Raw genomic sequence first — 17509 nt, 5'->3', positions numbered from 1 at the left:
GTAGGTGATATGCCGAACAGGTATACCCTCGGTAGATCGAATTGCCCTTGGCCGGGGCCGGGGGCAGGCATGGACCGTCGCTGTCAGTGGGCGGTCCAGCCTCCATCGACCGGAAGTACGGCGCCCGTGAGGTACGAGGCCGCTGGGCTGGCCAACAGGACTGCCGCGCCGACCAGTTCTTCAGGGTCGGCCCAGCGCCCCATGGGGACTTGGTGATCGAGGAAGTCCCGTACTTGCGGGTCGTCATCGATACCGTCGTTCAGTGGTGTGCGAAAGGGACCTGGAGCCAGCGCGTTGACACAGATGCCGGTGCCGGCGAGTTCGGCACCGAGGCTGCGGGTGAGTTGGACGACCGCGCCCTTACTGGCCGCGTAGCCTGCCCGACCTGCGGCACCGACGAGCCCGAGAGCACTGGCCAAGGTGACGATGCGGCCGTACCCGGCATTGCGCATCACCGGGACGGCTGCCTGGCAGGCGAGGAAGGTTCCGACGACATTGACATCCAGGCAGCGACGCAACGTGACAGCGTCGAGCGCCCCGAGCTCGCCTCGAGCCTGGATCCCGGCGCTGGTCACCAGCACGTCCAGGCGGCCGTACTCGGTGACGATCTCCTCGACGAGGTGGTGAACCTCGTCCTCCTCGGTTACGTCGCAGGCGAGGCCCAAGGCAGCACGGCCCGTCTGGGCAGCGATCTCGACCGCCGCTTGACGGCACACCTCCGGCCGCCTGCTGGCCACCACCGTCGTGCATCCGGCGGACGCCAGGCCCAGCGCGATAACCCGACCGAGCCCGGTCGAGCCCCCGGTAACCAGAGCCACCTGCCCGGACAGATCCGTCCCCGGCCCGACGGGCCCCTTCGTCATGGGCCGACCGGGAGCAGAAGTCCACCTGTGAGCTGGACGAGTTCTCCAGCGGTGGTGGGGAAGACCGTGCGGGGAGTTCCGGCGGCGGCCCAGACCTGGGCGTAGCCGACAAGGGCTGCATCGACCACGGTGGGAAGTGCACGGGGGTGGCCGACGGGGGCCACACCTCCGATCGCCTGTCCGGTGGCCTGGCGCACCTGCTCGGGAGTGGCGCGCTGGAGCTTTCCACGTCCCCACCGGGCGGCGAGTGCGGTGGTGTTCACCTTGTGCTGACCGCTGGTCAGAACCAGAACGGCTTCATCATCGGAGATGAACACGAGGCTGTTGGCAATCGCACCCACGTCGCACCCCAGGGCCGAGGCGGCCTCGGCGGCCGTGCGCATCGATTCCGCCAGCTCACATACCTGACCCGCGACACCGGCCGCAGCGAGGGCGCGGGCCACCTGCATGCTGCGAACGGGCAGGGACGCGTTTTCCTGAGGCCCCATGGGACTCCTTCATACGAGGTCGCATCATCACGTGTTCCATATACAGAACGTTCCGTATGTGGAACGATAGTTCTCGGGCGGCATCGGATCAACTGGCCTCGACAACAAGGAGGGGTTCACCATGGACCTGGCTACCCACGTCGGATTGCGCCTGCGGGAATTGCGCGAAGCGCAGGGGATGTCACTGTCCGAGCTGGCCCGCAGGTCCAAGGTCGGCAAAGGGACGCTCTCCGAGTTGGAGAGTGGCCGGCGCAATCCCACTCTGGAGACGCTCTACGCTCTGACGACGGCCCTCAAAGTGCCGCTCAGCACAGCGCTGCACAACCTCGCGTTTCCCACCAAGGTCTCCGGTCATGCCGTGGACGCCGTCCTCACCGAGCGATTTGAGACTGCTGCGGCGGTCACGGAAACCTACCGAGTGCTCATTCGCGCCGGAACGACGCAGGAGTCCGCCGCCCACGCCCCCGGCACAACAGAGCACATCATCGTCCTCGCCGGCACCGCGCGCGTCGGCACGATCTCTGCTCCTGCCCTGATCGGCCCCGGCATGCATGGCAGTTGGGCCGCCGACGTTCCGCACTTGTATCAGGCACCGTCCGGAGACGTCGAGGCTCTGCTGATCGTGCGCTACCCCCAGTGAAACCTCATCCGGCCCCGCACCGGGCCAACAGCGGTCAGCGCCTGCTGTCGCCGGGCGCGAGAAGACTGGTGACTTCGGCAATCGCGTCCGCAGAGGGATGGAAGTAACGCCGTACGTTCTCGGGCTTCTTGTGCCGGGACTTTGCCATGAGCATCAGCAGGCTCGCCCCGGCCTCGCCGAGGTGAGTGAGTCCGGAGTGCCTCCACTCGTGCAGGTCCCAGCCCGTGCCGCTCACGCCGCCGAGAGCAGTGTGCTCGTCCAACAGCATGCGGGCCTGCCCGTACGACAGCCGGACCAGTCCGGTGTCCGGGCACACGTCGCGCCGGCCGACGACCTTGCCGGGGCCCGGCCTGCGGTGGGTGACGAACACCGGCCCGCGCGTACGGCCCTTGAGCAGGCGGGGCAGCAAGCGGGCGGTGCCCGCGTCCCAGTACACGGTCTCCAGCACGAAGTCCTCGCGCACCGCGCCACGGCGGCGGGTACGCGGCCGGGCGCCCTTGGCCTTCACCGGGGCGCGACGCCCGGCGAGATCCAGTTCCTCGATGTTGACGCCGAGGATCTCCTCCGACCGCGCGACGGTCTCGTAGAGCATCCGCCATAGCGTCTTCTCCCGGAGATGGACATCGCGGCGGGCGATCAGCCGGTCGCATGAGCGCGGTGGCGGTGCCGTCGGCCGCCATGGCGTGCGTGGGCGAGGGAGGAGCCGAGGCCATCACCGCCACGTCCAGCGGTCCGCGGACGGACGGGAGGAAGGCGTCCTGGAACGGACACCGGACGGACGGGGGGCAGACGTCCTGGGACGGGCACTGGGGGCGGGACATCCGGACTGCGAAGCCCACGGCGACGGGTTCGCCCTCGGCCACGCCGACGACCTCTCCCGGGACTGCGGTGCCCGCCCCGGAGAAGCCCAAGGCGCCCGTCTTGAAGACGACCGCCCCGCCCGCCCCGACGAGGACCACCGCCGCACCGAAGCCGCCCGCCGGCACGGCGACCCCCGCCGTCGCCCGCGTGGTCGCCCTGGTCAACAGCGAGCGCGACAAGGTCGGTTGCTCCCCGGTCACCCTGGACGCGAAGCTCTCGCAGGCCGCCCAGGCCCACAGCGCGGACATGGCGAGCCACAACACCATGTCACACACCGGTTCCGACGGGTCCGACCCGGGACAGCGGATCACGCGCGCGGGCTACCTCTGGAGCACCTACGGAGAGAACGTCGCGTACGGGTACTCCACGCCCGAGCAGGTCATGGCAGGCTGGATGGCCAGCGCCGGTCACAAACGCAACATCCTGGACTGCGGCTTCAAGGAGATCGGTGTGGGGGTGGCGCAGCCCGGCAACTACTGGACGCAGGACTTCGGCACGGTCCGCTGACGCTTACGGGGCCCACGCCCGTCACGGCCCGCCGACCATCACGCCGACCGCGGCCGCTCCGCTGGGACAGACGGGTGGAAACGCGGCGGTGCTGCGCCGGCATGTGAGGGGCGATGAGTTTTCCGTGCGGCCGCGGTCTTCTTCTCGCAGGGTGTCGGCAGACTTGAGAGGGCGATGGGCATGAAGTTCACGACGAAGATGTTCCAGACCGGCAATAACACCGGCGTGCCGGTTCCGGCTGAGGTGGTCGAGGCGCTGGGCGGCGGCAGGCGCCCAGCTGTCAGCGTCTTGGTGAACGGCTATGCCTACCGCTCGACGATCGCCTCGATGGGCGGGCAGTTCCTGATCCCGTTCAGCGCCGACAAGCGGCGGGAGTCGGGTATCTCCGGTGGCGACAGCATCGAGGTTGAGCTGGCTTTGGACACGGCGCCGCGCACGGTGGAGCCGCCTGCGGACCTCGCGGCCGCCCTGGCTGCGGTGCCGGGGGCGGGGGCGGCGTTCCGCGCGCTGTCCCCAAGCCGCCAAAAGGCGCACGTCACGTCGATTGACGACGCGAAGACCGACGCGACGCGTCAGCGGCGCATCACCAAGGTGGTCGAGGAACTCACGCGCTGCTAAGCCCTGTGCCTGCTCGGCTCATGCCCATTCGATACCCAGTTCCCGCAGCGCGTCCAGCTGTTCCTGAGCGAGCTTGTCCCTGGGCGCTGTCACGTTGTTGGGTGGGCGGTGTCTGATGGTGTGTCGTGGTGTGGTGGAGCCCGGTTGGGGGCTGTGCTCAGGCCGCGGTGGCAGGCCGGCGACTCCGGTGATCTGCTCCCGGATTGCGAAGCGGACGGTCATCTCGGCGCGGTAGTCGTGTGCGGTCAGCAGATGGCGGCGGGGCCGGAAGTGGGGCGAGATACCACTGAACGCGGACAGGAACCGCTGGGCACGGCCCACAGAGCGAAAGCCCTTCATCGCGCGTTCACGCTGTCTGGTGGGCTGGTGGGCTGGTGGCTGTTCTCCGCTCTGTTGTTCAGGCCTTTGTGGGAGCGGTGTTCGACGGAGGGCATGACCTCGCGGTGGGCCGCGCCGTAGGAGCAGAGCTTGTCGGTGACGACCACCCGCGGCACCATTCGGCTCTTCTTCATCAGGCGGCGGAAGAAACGCCTGGCCGCGGCCTTGTCCCGGCGGTTCTGTACGAGGATGTCCAGGACGTTGCCGTCCTGGTCGACGGCCCGCCACAGGTACTTCTGTTCCCCGTTGATCTTGATGAAGACCTCGTCCAGGTGCCACTTGTCCCCGGGCCGTGACTGCCGGCGGCGCAGCGCGTTGGCGTAGGCCTGCCCGAACTTGGCGCACCAGCGGCGGACCGTCTCGTAGGAAACGGTCACGCCGCGCTCGAGCATCAACTCCTCGACCTCGCGGAACGGACAACGGGAAACGCTGATACAGCCACACACAGTGGGAGATGACCTCGACCGGGTACCGATGCCCCTGCGACAGCGACACGCTCCCCACGGACGACCCTTCCCAGGCTGATCAACCAGAAGATCATCCCACCGGTCAGCCAACGTGACAGTGCCCCACGGAGCCTTCCGCCGAGAGGCGACCGCCCTCCGGCCGCCACCGCCACGGTCCCGGCTGGTCTCCCCCGACCAGCCGGGGCTTCGCGTTGTCGCCCGGCAGCCTGTCCCGCCGCCGAACGGCCAGCGCTACTGGGCGAACGTATCCGTGACGGGCTCGTTCGGGCAGCGGCTGAGATCCTCGAAGAGCGCGGCTTCCTCGCTCGGGTCCACCGCGAGCCGGTAGCGAGTCTTGTCGGCGACTCAGTCGCCGACATACCCGCGCGGACGACGCCGAGGTCGGCCCCGGCCTGGTTTCCCAGCCACGCGTACCCGGACCAGGAGAACCACACCAGGGCCAGGAGCAGCACGCCGTGCAGCACGCCCGTGGCAGTGTGCTCGTGGGCCATGTACTCGGTGATCTGAGTGAGCGCGAAGACGTAGACCAGGTCGAAGAACAGCTCGAAGGTGGTCACGCGGCTGCTCGTCAGCGCGGTACACACTCCGGTCGCCGGGCCGCCTCGCGACGGTCCGGACTGCTCGTTCTCCAACTAGGCGTCCTCGGAACGGGGCACGAGCCGCATGGTCGTTGAGCTCGCCTCGGGGCTGGTGATGGCCTTGATGATGTTGACGGCGTACTGACCGTATTTCGTGCGGTAGGCGGCGTCGTTGATCTCGTCGTCGGCGTGGTTGCGGGTTGTGCCCCCGTTTGACCCAGCGTGCGAGGGAGAACGCCCGTCACGAGCACGCCAGTGAGCTCCCCCGGACGGGGGCGTAGCCGCTGAACCGGGGCGGGTCGTCCGGCCGGGGCGACTGTCCACGAGGGATCAGCGGACGGTCGTCGCGCAGCTTCCCGAACTCCTGGTCCACCTTCTTGTCGTCCCAGCGCAGCGTCGAACCGACGCCCGCGATGAGCGGGTTGGACCCGGCGACCGGCACCGTGGTGAACTCCGTCGACGACAGGGGGATCCGGCTCAGCGACGACGCCAGGTCCACCAGTTCCCCGACACCAAAGCCGGGGTCCGCCTGCGCGGAATCGAGCAGCGCGTGGGCCACGCGCGCCATCGCCACCGGATCGCTGGTCAGGTGCTTCAGCTCGTGCATCACCGACACCAGGAACCGATGCTGGCGCTGGATCCTGCCGAGGTCGGCGCTGCCGTCGACGTGCCGCGAGCGGACGTACTGCAACGCCTGTCCGCCGCTCAGCCGGTGCTTCCCGGGCGGGAGGTCGAGCTTGGTGGCGGAATCCTTCAGCGGCCGCGCGGTGCACACCTCGACCCCGCCGATCGCGTCGACGGCGTCCATGAAGCGCCGGAAATCGACCTGCAGATAGCGGTCGATGTTCACATGCGTCATGGCCTCGACGGTGCGTACGGTGAGGGGGGCACCGCCCTCCGCGAACGCGTTGTTGAGTTTCGCCGGACGCGCCGGGAACTCCTGTCCGGAGGAATCGTCGCGATACTCGGGAATGTCGGCGAGGGAATCCCGCGGCAGGCTGACGACGCTGATCCGGTCCCGGAGTGCCGACACGTGGACGAGCATCATGACGTCCGTGCAGTCGCAGGCGACACCGCCCGCGTGGAATCTCTCTTTTTCCTCGGGGCTGATGGTGTCGCGACTGTCGGTTCCCATCAGCAGGATATTCATCGCGTGCGGCGCTCGTGAGGGCGCCTGGAACGCGGAGATGCCGAGCACCGATCCGGTGACCAGCATGACGACTCCCGGAATCATCCAACGGCGAAGCCATTTCCGGGGGCGGGGGGATGTGGAGCAGAAAGAAGGGGGGCTTTTCTCCATGCGGAGAAGGTAAACCAGCGGGCTGCCGAGAATTCGGCGGCCCGCTGTGCGTGTCGGCAGACCCGCGAGGTCGGTGGAGCCGAGCATGTCCTGTGCGAGCAGGGCTCCGACGGTGATGCCGGCCGCGAGCCCGGCCCCACTCAGCAACGCGCTCGGTGCGGATGCCGAGGTCGCTTCACGGCTGGAGCCGCACCTTCACCGACCCACGGCTCTGCGCGGCGATCGTGGACCGGCTCACCGTCAACGCCACCCTCATCGAGACCGGCACCGAGTCGTATCGGCTGGCTGGCACTGTCACGTTGGCTGATCGGTGGGATGATCTTCTGGTTGATCAGCCTGGGAAGGGCCGTCCGTGGGGAGCGCGTCGCTGTCGTACAAGGGGCACGGGTACCCGGTCGAGGTCATCTCCCACTGCGTGTGGCTGTACCACCGCCTTCCGCTGTCGTTCCGCGAGGTCGAGGAGCTCATGCTCGAGCGCGGCGTGACCATCTCCTACGAGACGGTGCGGCGGCGGTGTGTGAAGTTCGGGCAGACCTACGCCAACTCCCTGCGCCGCCGGCAGCCACGGCCCGGGGACGCATGGCACCTGGACGAGGTCTCATCAAGATCAACGGGCGGTTGCAGTACCTGTGGCGGGCCGTCGACCAGGACGGCAACGTGCTGGACATCCTGTTGCAGAACCGCCAGGACAAGGCCGCGGCCAGGCGTTTCTTCCGCAGGCTGATGAAGACGGCCCGCGTGGTGCCCCGGGTGGTCGTCACCGACAAGCTCCGCTCCTACGACGCGGCCCACCGCGAGATCATGCCCTCCGTGGAACATCGCTCGCACAAGGGCCTGAACAACCGGGCGGAGAACAGCCACCAGGCAACCAGGCAGCGCGAACGGGCGATGAAAGGCTTCCGCTCCGTGGTCGGAGCGCAGCGTTTTCTGTCCGCGTTCAGCGGCATCTCGCCCCACTTCCGCCCCCCAATGCCCGCACACGACTACCGCGCCGAGATGACCGTCCGCTTCGCAATCCGGGAGCAGATCACCGGAGTCGCCGGCCTTGCCACCACTGCCTGAGCACAGCCCGGAACCGGGCTCCGCCACACCACGACGCACCATCAGACGCCTACCCGCCCAACAACGTGACAGCGCCCTCGCACATCTCGATCACCGGCTTGATCGACTGGTCGATCGGCGCGGGCATCAGCCCGGCCGCGTCCCGCGCTCACTGGTACTCCGTGAGCGTGTCGAAGAGGCACGACTCTCATCGCGCTCGGCCCCGGTTCGTCCAGCTGGCGCGGCCCTTGTCACAGTGGCGTTCCAACCGGCGACTAACAGTTGCTCTGTGGAGCGCGAGCATGACACAACGGATGGGGATACTCAGCATCGAAACCGGGGGGATCATGCTGGCGAGCGAGTACGGCTACTGGGTGTCCCCTGGCAAGGCCATACGGTCCGGCGCGGCCTCCAAATTCATAAGGGAACGGCGGAACGAGATCGAGAAGCGGCGCCAGACGGCCAACGAGTGGGCGGTCTGGGTGCCATTGGCAGCGTTCGTGCTCTTCTTGTTCATTGCCGGCGCGATGGATGAAGCATCCTGGGGACTGGCAGTAGCTCTCGGTCTCCCTGCTCTGCTGGGCCGTCTCGTGCTCAAGACCGTGGGCGCCGACACCCCCGACCCCATCGCGAAGCTCGTCGAGGAACAGCCTTGGCAGGCCTGGCCCTGCCGTGTGGAGGAGATCGGCGGTGACACTTCCACGCCCCGCAAACGACGGATGTCCCTCCTCGCCTTGGACCGTTCGGTGGTCCGCGTCTTCGACGGTCAGATGCCGGAAGAGGTCTAGCTGTCCATGTCACCCTTCATTCAGCCTGGCCCTGGTCCTCTGCGTTCCCGGCCAACTCGCCGCATGCAGAAGGTCGTTAGGCTCTTCCCCCTCCCGAATGCCGCCCACACCTGAGTCCACGCGAGCAGTACGGAGATCGGGATGGGGCCTCCGCGCCACTCATTCCCGGCACACTCAGCCCACCAGCGCGCGTGGACGAGGAGAAGGCGATGCCCAAGGAGACCGGCACCGAGAACCCGTACGGCTACGACCCGGAGACGAACACGGTCCGGGTCGGTCAGCACGACCTGGCCCGGCTGCTTCTAATGTTCCGTTCACTGATGCGCGAGCAGCGGCCTGGAGGTGGAAGCACATGGACGACTACGACCTGTCCTTCGAGCGCCTGGCCGATGCCGTCGATGCCGCGGCTGAGGCCCGGCAGGGCAAACGCTGGACCGGCCTGATCTGCGGATGCGCTGCACCACCACCGAAGCCGCCTACACCTGGCCCCACGGTGCCCCCTACGACGGCGGGACGACGGTCACCTGGAACGTCCCGGGCTACGGCTCCCTCGCGGCTACAGGCGCCTCCAGGCGCTGGCCCAAAGCACTGTGCGGCTTCAGCTGGACGGAGAAAGAAGGCCACACCGTGACCGGACTGCCGGACTGCCGCGAATGCCTGCGCGAGGTCCAGCTCGGTGCCGAACGTCCCCGTGGCGCTTGGTGAATACTCCGCGCGGATACGCGTTGCCGCCCGGATGGCAACCGGTGGCCAGACCCTGGTGGGTGGTTTCGCGGCGAACGCCGCCGTGCCCTCGGAGCGTTGCCCTACCCTGCGGTGCCATGGACATCGAGCTGACGGACGATGAACACCTGCGGGCACTGGCCGCGCTGGAGGCCATCGTCGGAAACAACGACGATGCCCTGACAGTCCTGGCGGGCAGTGATGGCGAGCGGCCGTTGCCGGTGCTGCTGGCCGCCTACGGGCAGCACACCCTCCACCGCATCCTGATCGCCGGCTTCGGTATCGACGCCACCATGGACTACGACGAAACGGGCCAGCTGGTCGGGGAGATCAACAGTGATCCGATGGCCCGCATCGTCTTCGTCCTGACCGACGCCCTGCACAATCAGGCCGCCCCCGCCGACGACGACCCCGCCACCGCGAAGCTGATCGCCCGATCCGTCCTCCTGGCGATCCACGCGTTCACCGACGCCGACAACCAGGATGCGGGCCGGATCGTCGAACGCCTCGCCCTCCTCGGCGAAGGCATCCTCGTACTCCTCGTCGAACTCGTCACCGTCGAGCCCGGCCTGCGAACTGGGCCTCGTTCACGTTCTCCCGGGCCTCGGCATCGCGCATGGCCTTGAACGCCACCTCCGGCCGGCGCAGGAAGTCGGTGGCCACCTGCGCCGCCACCGCCTCGTCATCGCGCGCCAGTTCACGGATCGCCTCGACCTTCTCCTCGGTGGTGACCGGGACCTGGATCTCTTCGGTCTTCCAGCCCACCACCTTCTTCGCCACCTCCGCACTCCACCGGCGCCGGCCGGTGCGCTCGCTCAGCGGAGGGTTCCCGATCAGCTCGAACCGGTCCGGCGCGGAGGCCAGGATCCGGTGCACCTCGTAGGAGACCCCAGGCTGCCGGTGCTCCGCCGGCCACTGCGCAGCCACCCACCGGTGCGTGCGGACGGTGTAGAAGGACAGACCGAGCTCCTCGGCGAACAGCCGCAGCGACTCCTCCACACCCTGGTCACCCTCGTCGAGCGGCAGGTGACCGCCGTGCCCGCGCAGCGGCTCCAGCTCAAGGGCGGCGTCCCCGAGCGAGAACTGGCAGCGGGTGTCCTCCTCCACCATGTCCAGAGATTCGGCCACCAGCTCGTCGTAACGGCTTCGCGTGACCTTCCCGACCATCTCCACCATTGGGGCCATGGCGCACCACCCGGCGCGGGCCGAAGCGTCGGCGTCCTGCGTCGGCTGCGGAACCCCGGCCCGGCGTTGTGGCCAGACTCCACCTCGCACCGCCAACATCACCAGATACGGAGCCAACATGGCCGATTTCAGCCCCTGTTGCGACCGCAGCCCTCGGAGTCACCGACCGGTACACCAGTAGCAGAACGTCACAGATCACCGGTTCTGACACAGCTTCTCAGCTTGACTCTGTCGGGGATCTTGGAGTTGCCGGGGTCAGGTGCCTAGGGTTCGCCAGGACTTCGGCCGGGGTAGTTCGTGCTGGTCGAGGTATTTCTGGAAGGCGGTCGGCTGGCGGGGTGTGGGTGCTGCCTCGGTCGGTGTCAGTCTGCTGATGCGCTCGATGTTCACGGCGATGGCCGTCAGGATGTGCTGAATGTGGGCCTTTCCCTGTCCTCGGTAGCGGCAGCGGCGCATGCCGTGGCCGTGGGCGAACTCGTTGACGGTTCCCTCCACCCCGGAGCGCACCGCGTAGCGGGTCTTCCACTCGGGGGTCTGCTGCTCGGCGCGGACGCGGAGTTGCAGGTCGCGGAGTTCTCGTGGGGGGAATCCCACGCTCCGGGCGCTGTCGGCGGTGGTGGTGCAGCGGGTGCGGGCAGGGCAGGGGCGGCACTGGCTCTTGGTGAACCTGGCCACGATCAGCGGGGCGGCGGTGGGCGAGGAGGTCGGGTAGGGGCCGTGCCAGCCTGCGCTGATCTGGCCCTGGGGGCAGGTGACCTGGCGGCGGTCGAAGTCGATGTGGAAGTCGTCCCGGCCGAAGCCTTCGTTCTTGCGGTGTTGGCGGGTGGGGTTGCTGCGCAGTGGCCCGGAGACGGTGACCTGGTGTTCACGCGCGGCTTGTTCCAGGTGGGGCAGGGAGGTGTAGCCGGCGTCGACCAGGTGTTCGGCAGGCAGCAGCCCGCGACGTGACAGGCGGGTGTGGATGCCGGGCAGGACCTGGCTGTCGTGGGTGGTGGCCGCGGTGGTGGCCACGTCCGTGATCACGTTGACGCTGTCGGGAGCACAGGTCTCGGTCAGGTGGGCGGAGAACCCCTTCCAACTGATGATGTGTCCGTGCCGTGCGTAGCGGGCCGAGGTGTCGTAGGGAGAGACGACCGCCCGGGACGAGGGCGGCAGCCCGGGTCCGCCTTCGGTCTCGGCGGTGCGCCAGCGCAGGTGCCCTGCGGCGTCGCGGTGGTAGTTCTGCACCATGATCCGGCGCAGGGCCTGGACGCGGGGACCAAACGCTCGGTCCGACCCGTGCTGGTAGAGGTGGTCCAGGAGCCGGACGGCGTCGTTTCCGGTGGCGAGGATCCTGGTCTTGGGTTTGGTGGGGTTCCTGCCCAGGCGGACCGGGCGGCCGTAGCGGCGCCCCCAGTCCTCATCCGCCAGCTCGTCCAGCAGGTGAGGAGAGATACCGGCGACTTCTTCCAGTGCCGCGCGGACCGCCTCGGTGATCAGCTCCAGGCGGGTCAGATCCCGCACCGCGGCCAGGACATGGGTGGAGTCGGTGCGCTGCGTGGTGCGCTCGCGCACCACCCCGGCCTCCTTGAGGCGGGCCAGCGCCAGGTCGAGGAGGCGGTCGGCACGGTCGCCTTCGGCGAGACGGTCCCGAAAGTCGGCCAGCACACTGTGGTGGAACCCTGGATCATCCAGCTCCATGGCCATGGCGTACTTGAAGTCGATGCGGCAGCGGACCGCCTCGGCGGCCTGCCGGTCCGACAGGCCGAGCAGGAACTGCAGCACACAGACGGTGGCCAGTTGAGCAGGCGAGAGACCCGGACGCCCGTCGCGCGGGTACCAGTCGGCGAAGTCCTCGTCGCACCACAGCCCGTCGAGCCGGTCACGCACCCATATCGCCGTCGTGCCGTCCGGGTTGCTCGCCCGCGCGATCTGCGCGGTCAGAGACGGGACTTGCTCACCAGAACGGAGACGGCGCGACAACGAGCACCTCGACAATCGCAGGGGCCTTCGGAACAACCCCGAGCATGCCCGTTGATCACGCTGCCGCACCGGGAAACTCCAAGATCCCCGACAGAGTCAAGGTTAAGGAATGGGCCCCATCTTGCCAGGGACACCCCATCGGTCCAGGAGCTCTGGCCCCGGCAGCTGGGTAGCGTCACTCCGGCGTGCCACCGTCCCAGGCAGCTCTGAAGGTCCCGGGCGGCGCGCGTGGAAGGCCTCGGCCGCAACCTTGCCCTCAACCGCGTCCGCGCCTGCGCCCGCGAACACCAACGCCTCTCCCCCCCCAGCACAACTACGACCTCACCCCTGATCTGGAACGTCCCGGAAGGAGTGCCACACCCAATTTGGTCGCTGCCTACACGGGCCGCTTGCGCAGGTGCCGGTGTCCCTCGTCTGGGAACTCCGGCGGCAGAGCTGGGAGGACCGAGTCCAGGACGTAACCGCATTTCTGCGCGATGCGGCACGAGCCCTCGTTGCCGACTGCGTGCAGCAACTCAATCTCGTCGGCTGGCATGAAGTCCTGCCCACCGAACAGCCATTTCGTGGCGGCCTCGACGCAGCGCGAGGCAATGCCCTTGCCACGGGCTTCGGCCACCGTCCAATAACCTACGCCGGTCGCGAGCGTCTCCGGCGGATTGGCCGCCTTGATAACGAAGTAGCCGACGACCGCGCCGTCCTCTTCGACAGCCCAGCTCAGATGGGTGCCGTCCGCCCAGCCCGTGTTCTGGTCGGCGAGCCAGGCGCGGGCCTCGTCCTCGTCGTTGATGGGGCGCATCAACCATCGGCGCATCGCCTCGTCGCAGTGAGCGGCAACAACTATGGCAATGTCCGAGTCCTGCCGGGGACGGAGGGTCAGGGCCGACGCGGTCGGAGTGCATTCCACAGTCAAAGTCATTGGCGACGTCATGCACCCATCCAACAGCACGGTCGCCCGTCCCCCGAGCGGAGCTACACCCAGAAAGTACCGCTGGCCGCTGCTGTTCGCGCTTGGATCCGCCAGCGCAGGCGGATCCAAAGTGTCAACAACGCACAGACGTTGGCGATGACGGTCGAGTCCCGGCCGCTGGTCCTGCGGAGCATCTGGCTGCGCCAGCGGACGACCACCGACGAAGGCCCTAGTGAACAGTCTCTGCGCCGACGCTCGCCGTACCAGTCGATGCCGGACCTGCTCGCGGGCCTGGTCCTCGAGGACCAGGCCCCAGTCGGCATCGTCGCCAGTCAGCTGAGCTGAGGGCGCGGCGGGGGCCCCGGCGCGGTGCGGGCAGCACGCCTTCCGTGTGCGGAACCGATCCGCCGTCAACCGATCGACGGGCGCACCGTTTCACGCCACCGCTCACGTTCCTTCCCGCATGTCCGGCCGGCGCCAGCTCTGCATACCAGGGGGCGGGGGCCTGTGTGACTTACCGGCCCGGACGGGTGAGTGGGCTGCGGATTGCAGAGGAAGGAACGGGCTTCGCCCGCTACGAAGCAAATCAAGTTGAGCGTATGCGGCGAGGGCCTTGGTCTGTCACTCATGGTGAGGACACACGACGGGGACCTTCGCCGCCCCTGTGCATCAGCTGTGTCCCGGGAATATGGCGGAACGACGGCAAACCCTGGCACAGCGACTTCCGCTGCTACGTTCGCCAACGGATCACCGAGAGGACCGGCCACCGAGGCCGTCCCTGGCAGGGGAGGACCCATGGCCGACGAACACTCAACGAGCCGTAGCAGACCGGGACACCCCGCGGTGGTCGCGGCGCTCCTGCTCACCACGCTCGGCACGGCCGCGCTGACCGGCTGCGGCGGCTCCGGGAAGGCCACCGCGACGCAGGAGACGCAGGACAAGGCAACCGGTATCGCCGCGCCTTCCGCTTCCGGCCCCAGCACGGCGACAACCGCCCCGCCGACGGTGTCCGCCCCGACGACCCCCGCAGCGCCCCTCGCAGCCCCCACAGCCCAGGCGGCCGCCGAGACATCGGCTGCGTCGTCGCCCGGCGCGACACCGGGCTGCGACCACAAGATGCCGATCTCACCGGACGAGGTCGCGGTGTACCGCTACACCCCCGAAGGCGGCAGCCTCAACCTGATCGTGAAGGCCGGTGCCTGGGGCTGCCCCGACCCCGACTCCGACGGACCGGCGTTCGAGACGACCGGCAAGGAATACGACCTGCCGCTCGACCAAGCCGCCTACATCACCGCCACCAACCCGATCACCGAAAGCAGCGAGAACCAGCAGATCGGCGTGCAGGAACTTCTCGACTGGCTGGAGGCCCACCCCAACTCCGGCCTGGTCTTCAAGTACCACGCCGGCGCGGACGGAGCGGTCGACAAGCTCGAGCAGGAATTCACCCCGTAGTCCCACGGGTAGTCCCACGGCCACCCCAGCCACCGACCGCAAGGGCCGGGACGGTCGGCTACTGCCCCCTTGGCATAGTTGACCTTGCCGGAATGGCAGGGAAGGGAAGGTCATGGACGACGAACCGAAGCGCTACCGGGTTGAGTTCGCCACTGGTACTGCCGCCTCGGTGGCAAAGAGGCGGTCCTACCGCGACCACGAGCGCAACGACATTGAACCCGACCTGCCCAGCTGGCCCCCTGGACCGGCCTTCGCGGCGCGGGGGTTCTTCGGCCGGCTCGGTCAGTACGTCCTTGGTGTCGTGACCGGGATCCTGATGCTGCCGCTCTACATCATCGCCGATGCCCTCGGCAGTCCCTCCTCGCCCGCCAAGCGGGGGAAGCTGGAGGAGCGTGAAAACGAGGTCGACGACTTCCCCGTCATATGGGCGGGCATGGGCGAGACGGCTCGTACCCTGCCCTGGCAGCTCGATCCCTCCCGGCGGCCCTGGCCCATGGAGACCGAGATCGAACTCGCAGGCTCTGATGAGCTCGTGCGCATCACGGCGTACACGGACAATGCCCGGGGCAGCCGGCTCCTCTCCTGGGGTGGTGGTGAGAGGGTTCCGGGATCCGAGGTCGTCCTTTGGACGCTGCCCCGGAAGGAAATCATCGGCGCAGAACTCAAGCCGTTCAGCATGGAAGAGACCGACTTCACGATCTTCTTCCAGGACGGGTCGTGGGCCCGGCTGACGTCACACGGTGCACGGGAGATCGTGGCCCTCCTCGGCAGTCAAGCCCCAGCCGATTCTAGTCCTTGACGATTAGCTGGCTTCGGCGGTCCGCATCTTCCCAGGCGGGTGGCCGAACCAGTCCCAGATCAGTTCGGTGGTCGGTGTCGTTGCGGATTGTGTGTCGCCAGGCACGGTGAAGCGTGGCGGGTACGAACCGGGCCTCGGTCCAAAGTCCGCGAGTTGCTCGTCGCCGTGCCAGGACCGCTGCCAGCCGACGGTGGAGATCATCAGTCGCAGACGGAGTATTGGCCTTCGTAAATCACGCTCCGGCCAGTGCCTCGATCCAGGTATCCCCGACGGGTGGCATGAAGAAGTATCCGCCGCCGGTGGTCAGAAGGTACGGGGCCATCGACTCGTGTTGCAGCCGCTTCTGTACGGCTTCGAAGCCATGGGCCATGTCACGTTGGAAGCAGGAGAAGATCAGGCCTGTATTTTCCTGGCCCTGGTTGTAGCGGTAGCCACGGCGTACGAGGGGGGCGGGTTACGGCGGTCGGGAGCCGCGAGCCGTACATGGGAGTCGAGAGGTGTGATCTTGCCGTGGGGATCGGCGGCGAAGTCGGGCCGTTCGTTGGCGGGTGTGCCGTCGAGCCAGCGGCCGTTGCGCCCGGCCGATAATCTTGTCCTGCGCGTCCACAGTGTCTGTGTCCCAGAGGCTGGTGGCCATCTGGATGATTCGGACGACCTGGTAGCTGCCGCCCACGGCCCACTGCGGTTCGTTCTGGTCGGAGCGGATAAGGGATCGCTCGGCGACACCGCGCGCGTCCGGCGGATTGCCGAAACCTTCCTCGGAGTGGAAGGGATTGCGTGTGAGGGCCCTGTCGTTGTCGATCCGGTTGTCCGGCCGGAATCCGGTGGTCTGCCAGCGCACGGTCCAGTTGGAGAGACCGGCCAGGAGCCGGTCACGGGCGGTACTGGTTTTCTCGGCCGTCGGGCCGGATACCTGAACCAAGATGTCACCGTGGCTGCGGGTCGGGTCTAGCAGGTCTCCTGGATAGGCAGGCATGGCCCGAAGTTGCCGGGGCCGAGTCGTCTCGTCAGTGAACATGGAATGCGCGATGCCGATGTCCACGCGCAGGTCATGCTGGCGGGCTTGACGAAGGGCAACTTCCAGCTCAGGTACGGCACGCCGGAGCGCGTTTCCTGGCGCTCTGTCGAGGGCCACCATCTCCAGATGCGGCTGCGGCAGAAGGTCGCGCAGTGTTTCCGGCACTGCGGGGGCAGGTGATTCGTCCTTGGCGGCAAGAGAGACAGCGAGGCTGGCAGCTCCCAGCGGTACAGCCAGGGAAGGGATCAGCATGAGTGTCCGCCTCTTCACTGACTCTCCCTAGGTTTTCTTCGCGGTTGTTCTTTCGTTCTGCCGGTTTACGCTGCGCTTTGACGTGGAGGCAGGCGTCGGCCCGCTGCTGGAGGTCGGGGAGGGCGGCCAGGCGGCGGGCCAGATCGGTGATCTCGGGGGCATGATCGGCTGCCCAGCGTTGTTCGGCTTTGCGGTCGCGCTGGGTTCGGGCGGCTTCGACGCGGTCGCTCTGGGTCAGGGAGTGGCCGACGATGCGGTCGATGTCCTGGCGCAGTTGCAGGTAGCGTCGTTCGGCCGACTGTCGGCTTCGGACTTCCATGGCCGGGGCAAGGCGAGACCAGGTGATGTTCTTGCAGCGGGCGGCTGCGATCAGGCGTGGTTCGTCGATCTGGAGCTTGTCCCGCAGGGCGCGCTGGACGAGCAGGGCTGCGAGGATCTTGGTCTCGCTGAGGTTCTCCAGAGCACCGAATTCGATGCTTTCGAGGATCTGGTCGTACTTGGCCGCGATCTCCCTCAGGGTGCCGGTGTGGTTCAGGAGGCGGGGAATCCCGGCGAGTTCTCCAAACCACGTGTCCGGGTCGACTAACCTCGGGCTTTCATGAGGTGAGCTGTCCGAGGCTTGATCAGAAACGCGAGAAGTGCTCCTGACCTGGAACGATAGGACTTGTCGAGGGTCCAGATC

16 protein-coding genes and 6 pseudogenes are annotated in these 17509 nt (G+C 67.7%); 12 read left to right on the top strand and 10 right to left on the bottom strand.

Annotation, left to right across the window (positions count from 1 at the left end; translation table 11 throughout):
- Positions 1-83: 83 nt before the first annotated feature.
- Together PV396_RS42710 and PV396_RS42705 are read right to left on the bottom strand one after the other, a co-directional pair.
- On the bottom strand, positions 84-863 hold the full coding sequence (locus PV396_RS42710; RefSeq protein WP_319213766.1) for an SDR family NAD(P)-dependent oxidoreductase: 780 nt from the start codon (positions 861-863) through the stop codon (positions 84-86).
- Positions 860-1351 (bottom strand): YbaK/EbsC family protein, encoded by a 492-nt coding sequence (locus tag PV396_RS42705; RefSeq protein WP_319213765.1) that lies wholly within the window; start codon positions 1349-1351, stop codon positions 860-862. The genes PV396_RS42710 and PV396_RS42705 overlap by 4 nt, the downstream gene beginning before the upstream one ends.
- A 121-nt stretch (positions 1352-1472) precedes the next feature.
- Between PV396_RS42705 and PV396_RS42700 the strand changes: the two genes are divergently transcribed.
- Positions 1473-1991, top strand: coding sequence for a helix-turn-helix transcriptional regulator (locus PV396_RS42700; protein WP_319213764.1), 519 nt, complete (start codon positions 1473-1475; stop codon positions 1989-1991).
- A 34-nt stretch (positions 1992-2025) separates the two neighbouring features.
- On the opposite strand, the pseudogene PV396_RS42695 reads toward PV396_RS42700, so the two are convergent.
- Positions 2026-2640, bottom strand: a pseudogene (locus PV396_RS42695) (tyrosine-type recombinase/integrase); the annotation flags it as partial.
- Here PV396_RS42695 and PV396_RS42690 point away from each other — a divergent pair.
- Entirely contained in the window at positions 2640-3359 is a 720-nt protein-coding gene (locus tag PV396_RS42690) for a CAP domain-containing protein (RefSeq protein ID WP_319213763.1), read from the top strand. The pseudogene PV396_RS42695 and the gene PV396_RS42690 sit on opposite strands and share 1 nt — an antisense overlap.
- 180 nt (positions 3360-3539) lie before the next feature.
- Complete coding sequence (locus tag PV396_RS42685) at positions 3540-3977, top strand: YdeI/OmpD-associated family protein (protein ID WP_319213762.1); 438 nt, start codon at positions 3540-3542, stop codon at positions 3975-3977.
- Between the two features lie 228 nt (positions 3978-4205).
- Here PV396_RS42685 and PV396_RS42680 read toward each other — a convergent pair.
- The 3 genes and pseudogenes from PV396_RS42680 to PV396_RS42670 all read right to left on the bottom strand — a co-directional run.
- Positions 4206-4859 (bottom strand): annotated as a pseudogene (locus tag PV396_RS42680) (IS6 family transposase); the annotation flags it as partial.
- A gap of 328 nt (positions 4860-5187) precedes the next feature.
- Positions 5188-5379: pseudogene (locus PV396_RS42675) on the bottom strand (low temperature requirement protein A); the annotation flags it as partial.
- A gap of 262 nt (positions 5380-5641) precedes the next feature.
- Positions 5642-6616 (bottom strand): LCP family protein, encoded by a 975-nt coding sequence (locus PV396_RS42670; protein WP_319213761.1) that lies wholly within the window; start codon positions 6614-6616, stop codon positions 5642-5644.
- Between the two features lie 254 nt (positions 6617-6870).
- Between PV396_RS42670 and PV396_RS42665 the strand changes: the two are divergent.
- The 5 genes and pseudogenes from PV396_RS42665 to PV396_RS42645 form a co-directional block, all read left to right on the top strand.
- Positions 6871-7008, top strand: a pseudogene (locus PV396_RS42665) (ATP-binding protein); the annotation flags it as partial.
- A 44-nt stretch (positions 7009-7052) separates the two neighbouring features.
- Positions 7053-7762: pseudogene (locus PV396_RS42660) on the top strand (IS6 family transposase).
- A gap of 281 nt (positions 7763-8043) precedes the next feature.
- On the top strand, positions 8044-8529 hold the full coding sequence (locus PV396_RS42655) for a hypothetical protein (RefSeq protein ID WP_319213760.1): 486 nt from the start codon (positions 8044-8046) through the stop codon (positions 8527-8529).
- Between the two features lie 450 nt (positions 8530-8979).
- Positions 8980-9234, top strand: a complete 255-nt coding sequence (locus PV396_RS42650; RefSeq protein ID WP_319213759.1) for a hypothetical protein — start codon at positions 8980-8982, stop codon at positions 9232-9234.
- Between the two features lie 116 nt (positions 9235-9350).
- The gene (locus PV396_RS42645) at positions 9351-9878 is read left to right on the top strand and encodes a hypothetical protein (protein ID WP_319213758.1); all 528 of its coding nucleotides are present in this window, start codon (positions 9351-9353) and stop codon (positions 9876-9878) included.
- Here the strand turns inward: PV396_RS42645 and PV396_RS42640 are convergent.
- From PV396_RS42640 to PV396_RS42630, 3 genes are all read right to left on the bottom strand, one after another.
- Positions 9805-10437: a DUF6192 family protein gene (locus tag PV396_RS42640; RefSeq protein ID WP_319213757.1), complete on the bottom strand. Its 633-nt coding sequence runs from the start codon at positions 10435-10437 to the stop codon at positions 9805-9807. The two genes, PV396_RS42645 and PV396_RS42640, sit on opposite strands and share 74 nt — an antisense overlap.
- Positions 10438-10692: 255 nt before the next feature.
- Entirely contained in the window at positions 10693-12399 is a 1707-nt protein-coding gene (locus PV396_RS42635; RefSeq protein WP_319213756.1) for an IS1182 family transposase, read from the bottom strand.
- Positions 12400-12775: 376 nt separating this feature from the next.
- On the bottom strand, positions 12776-13327 hold the full coding sequence (locus tag PV396_RS42630; protein ID WP_319213755.1) for a GNAT family N-acetyltransferase: 552 nt from the start codon (positions 13325-13327) through the stop codon (positions 12776-12778).
- Between the two features lie 135 nt (positions 13328-13462).
- On the opposite strand from PV396_RS42630, the gene PV396_RS42625 reads away from it, so the two are divergent.
- The 3 genes from PV396_RS42625 (at position 13463) to PV396_RS42615 (ending at position 15557) form a co-directional block, all read left to right on the top strand.
- The gene (locus tag PV396_RS42625; protein ID WP_319213754.1) at positions 13463-13651 is read left to right on the top strand and encodes a hypothetical protein; all 189 of its coding nucleotides are present in this window, start codon (positions 13463-13465) and stop codon (positions 13649-13651) included.
- 450 nt (positions 13652-14101) lie between these two features.
- Positions 14102-14758 (top strand): hypothetical protein, encoded by a 657-nt coding sequence (locus PV396_RS42620; RefSeq protein ID WP_319213753.1) that lies wholly within the window; start codon positions 14102-14104, stop codon positions 14756-14758.
- Between the two features lie 112 nt (positions 14759-14870).
- A complete protein-coding gene (locus tag PV396_RS42615; RefSeq protein ID WP_319213752.1) occupies positions 14871-15557 on the top strand; it encodes a hypothetical protein in 687 nt (228 codons plus the stop codon).
- 232 nt (positions 15558-15789) lie between these two features.
- Here the strand turns inward: PV396_RS42615 and PV396_RS42610 are convergent.
- A pseudogene (locus tag PV396_RS42610) lies at positions 15790-16695 on the bottom strand (Dyp-type peroxidase).
- A gap of 214 nt (positions 16696-16909) precedes the next feature.
- Between PV396_RS42610 and PV396_RS42605 the strand changes: the two are divergent.
- Entirely contained in the window at positions 16910-17413 is a 504-nt protein-coding gene (locus PV396_RS42605; protein ID WP_319213751.1) for a hypothetical protein, read from the top strand.
- Positions 17414-17509 lie beyond the last annotated feature (96 nt).

The organism is Streptomyces sp. ME02-8801-2C (assembly GCF_033793965.1).
GTDB lineage: Bacteria > Actinomycetota > Actinomycetes > Streptomycetales > Streptomycetaceae > Streptomyces.
Note: the sequence above shows the minus strand (reverse complement) of the source record. Positions and strands in the feature narration are given on the sequence as shown.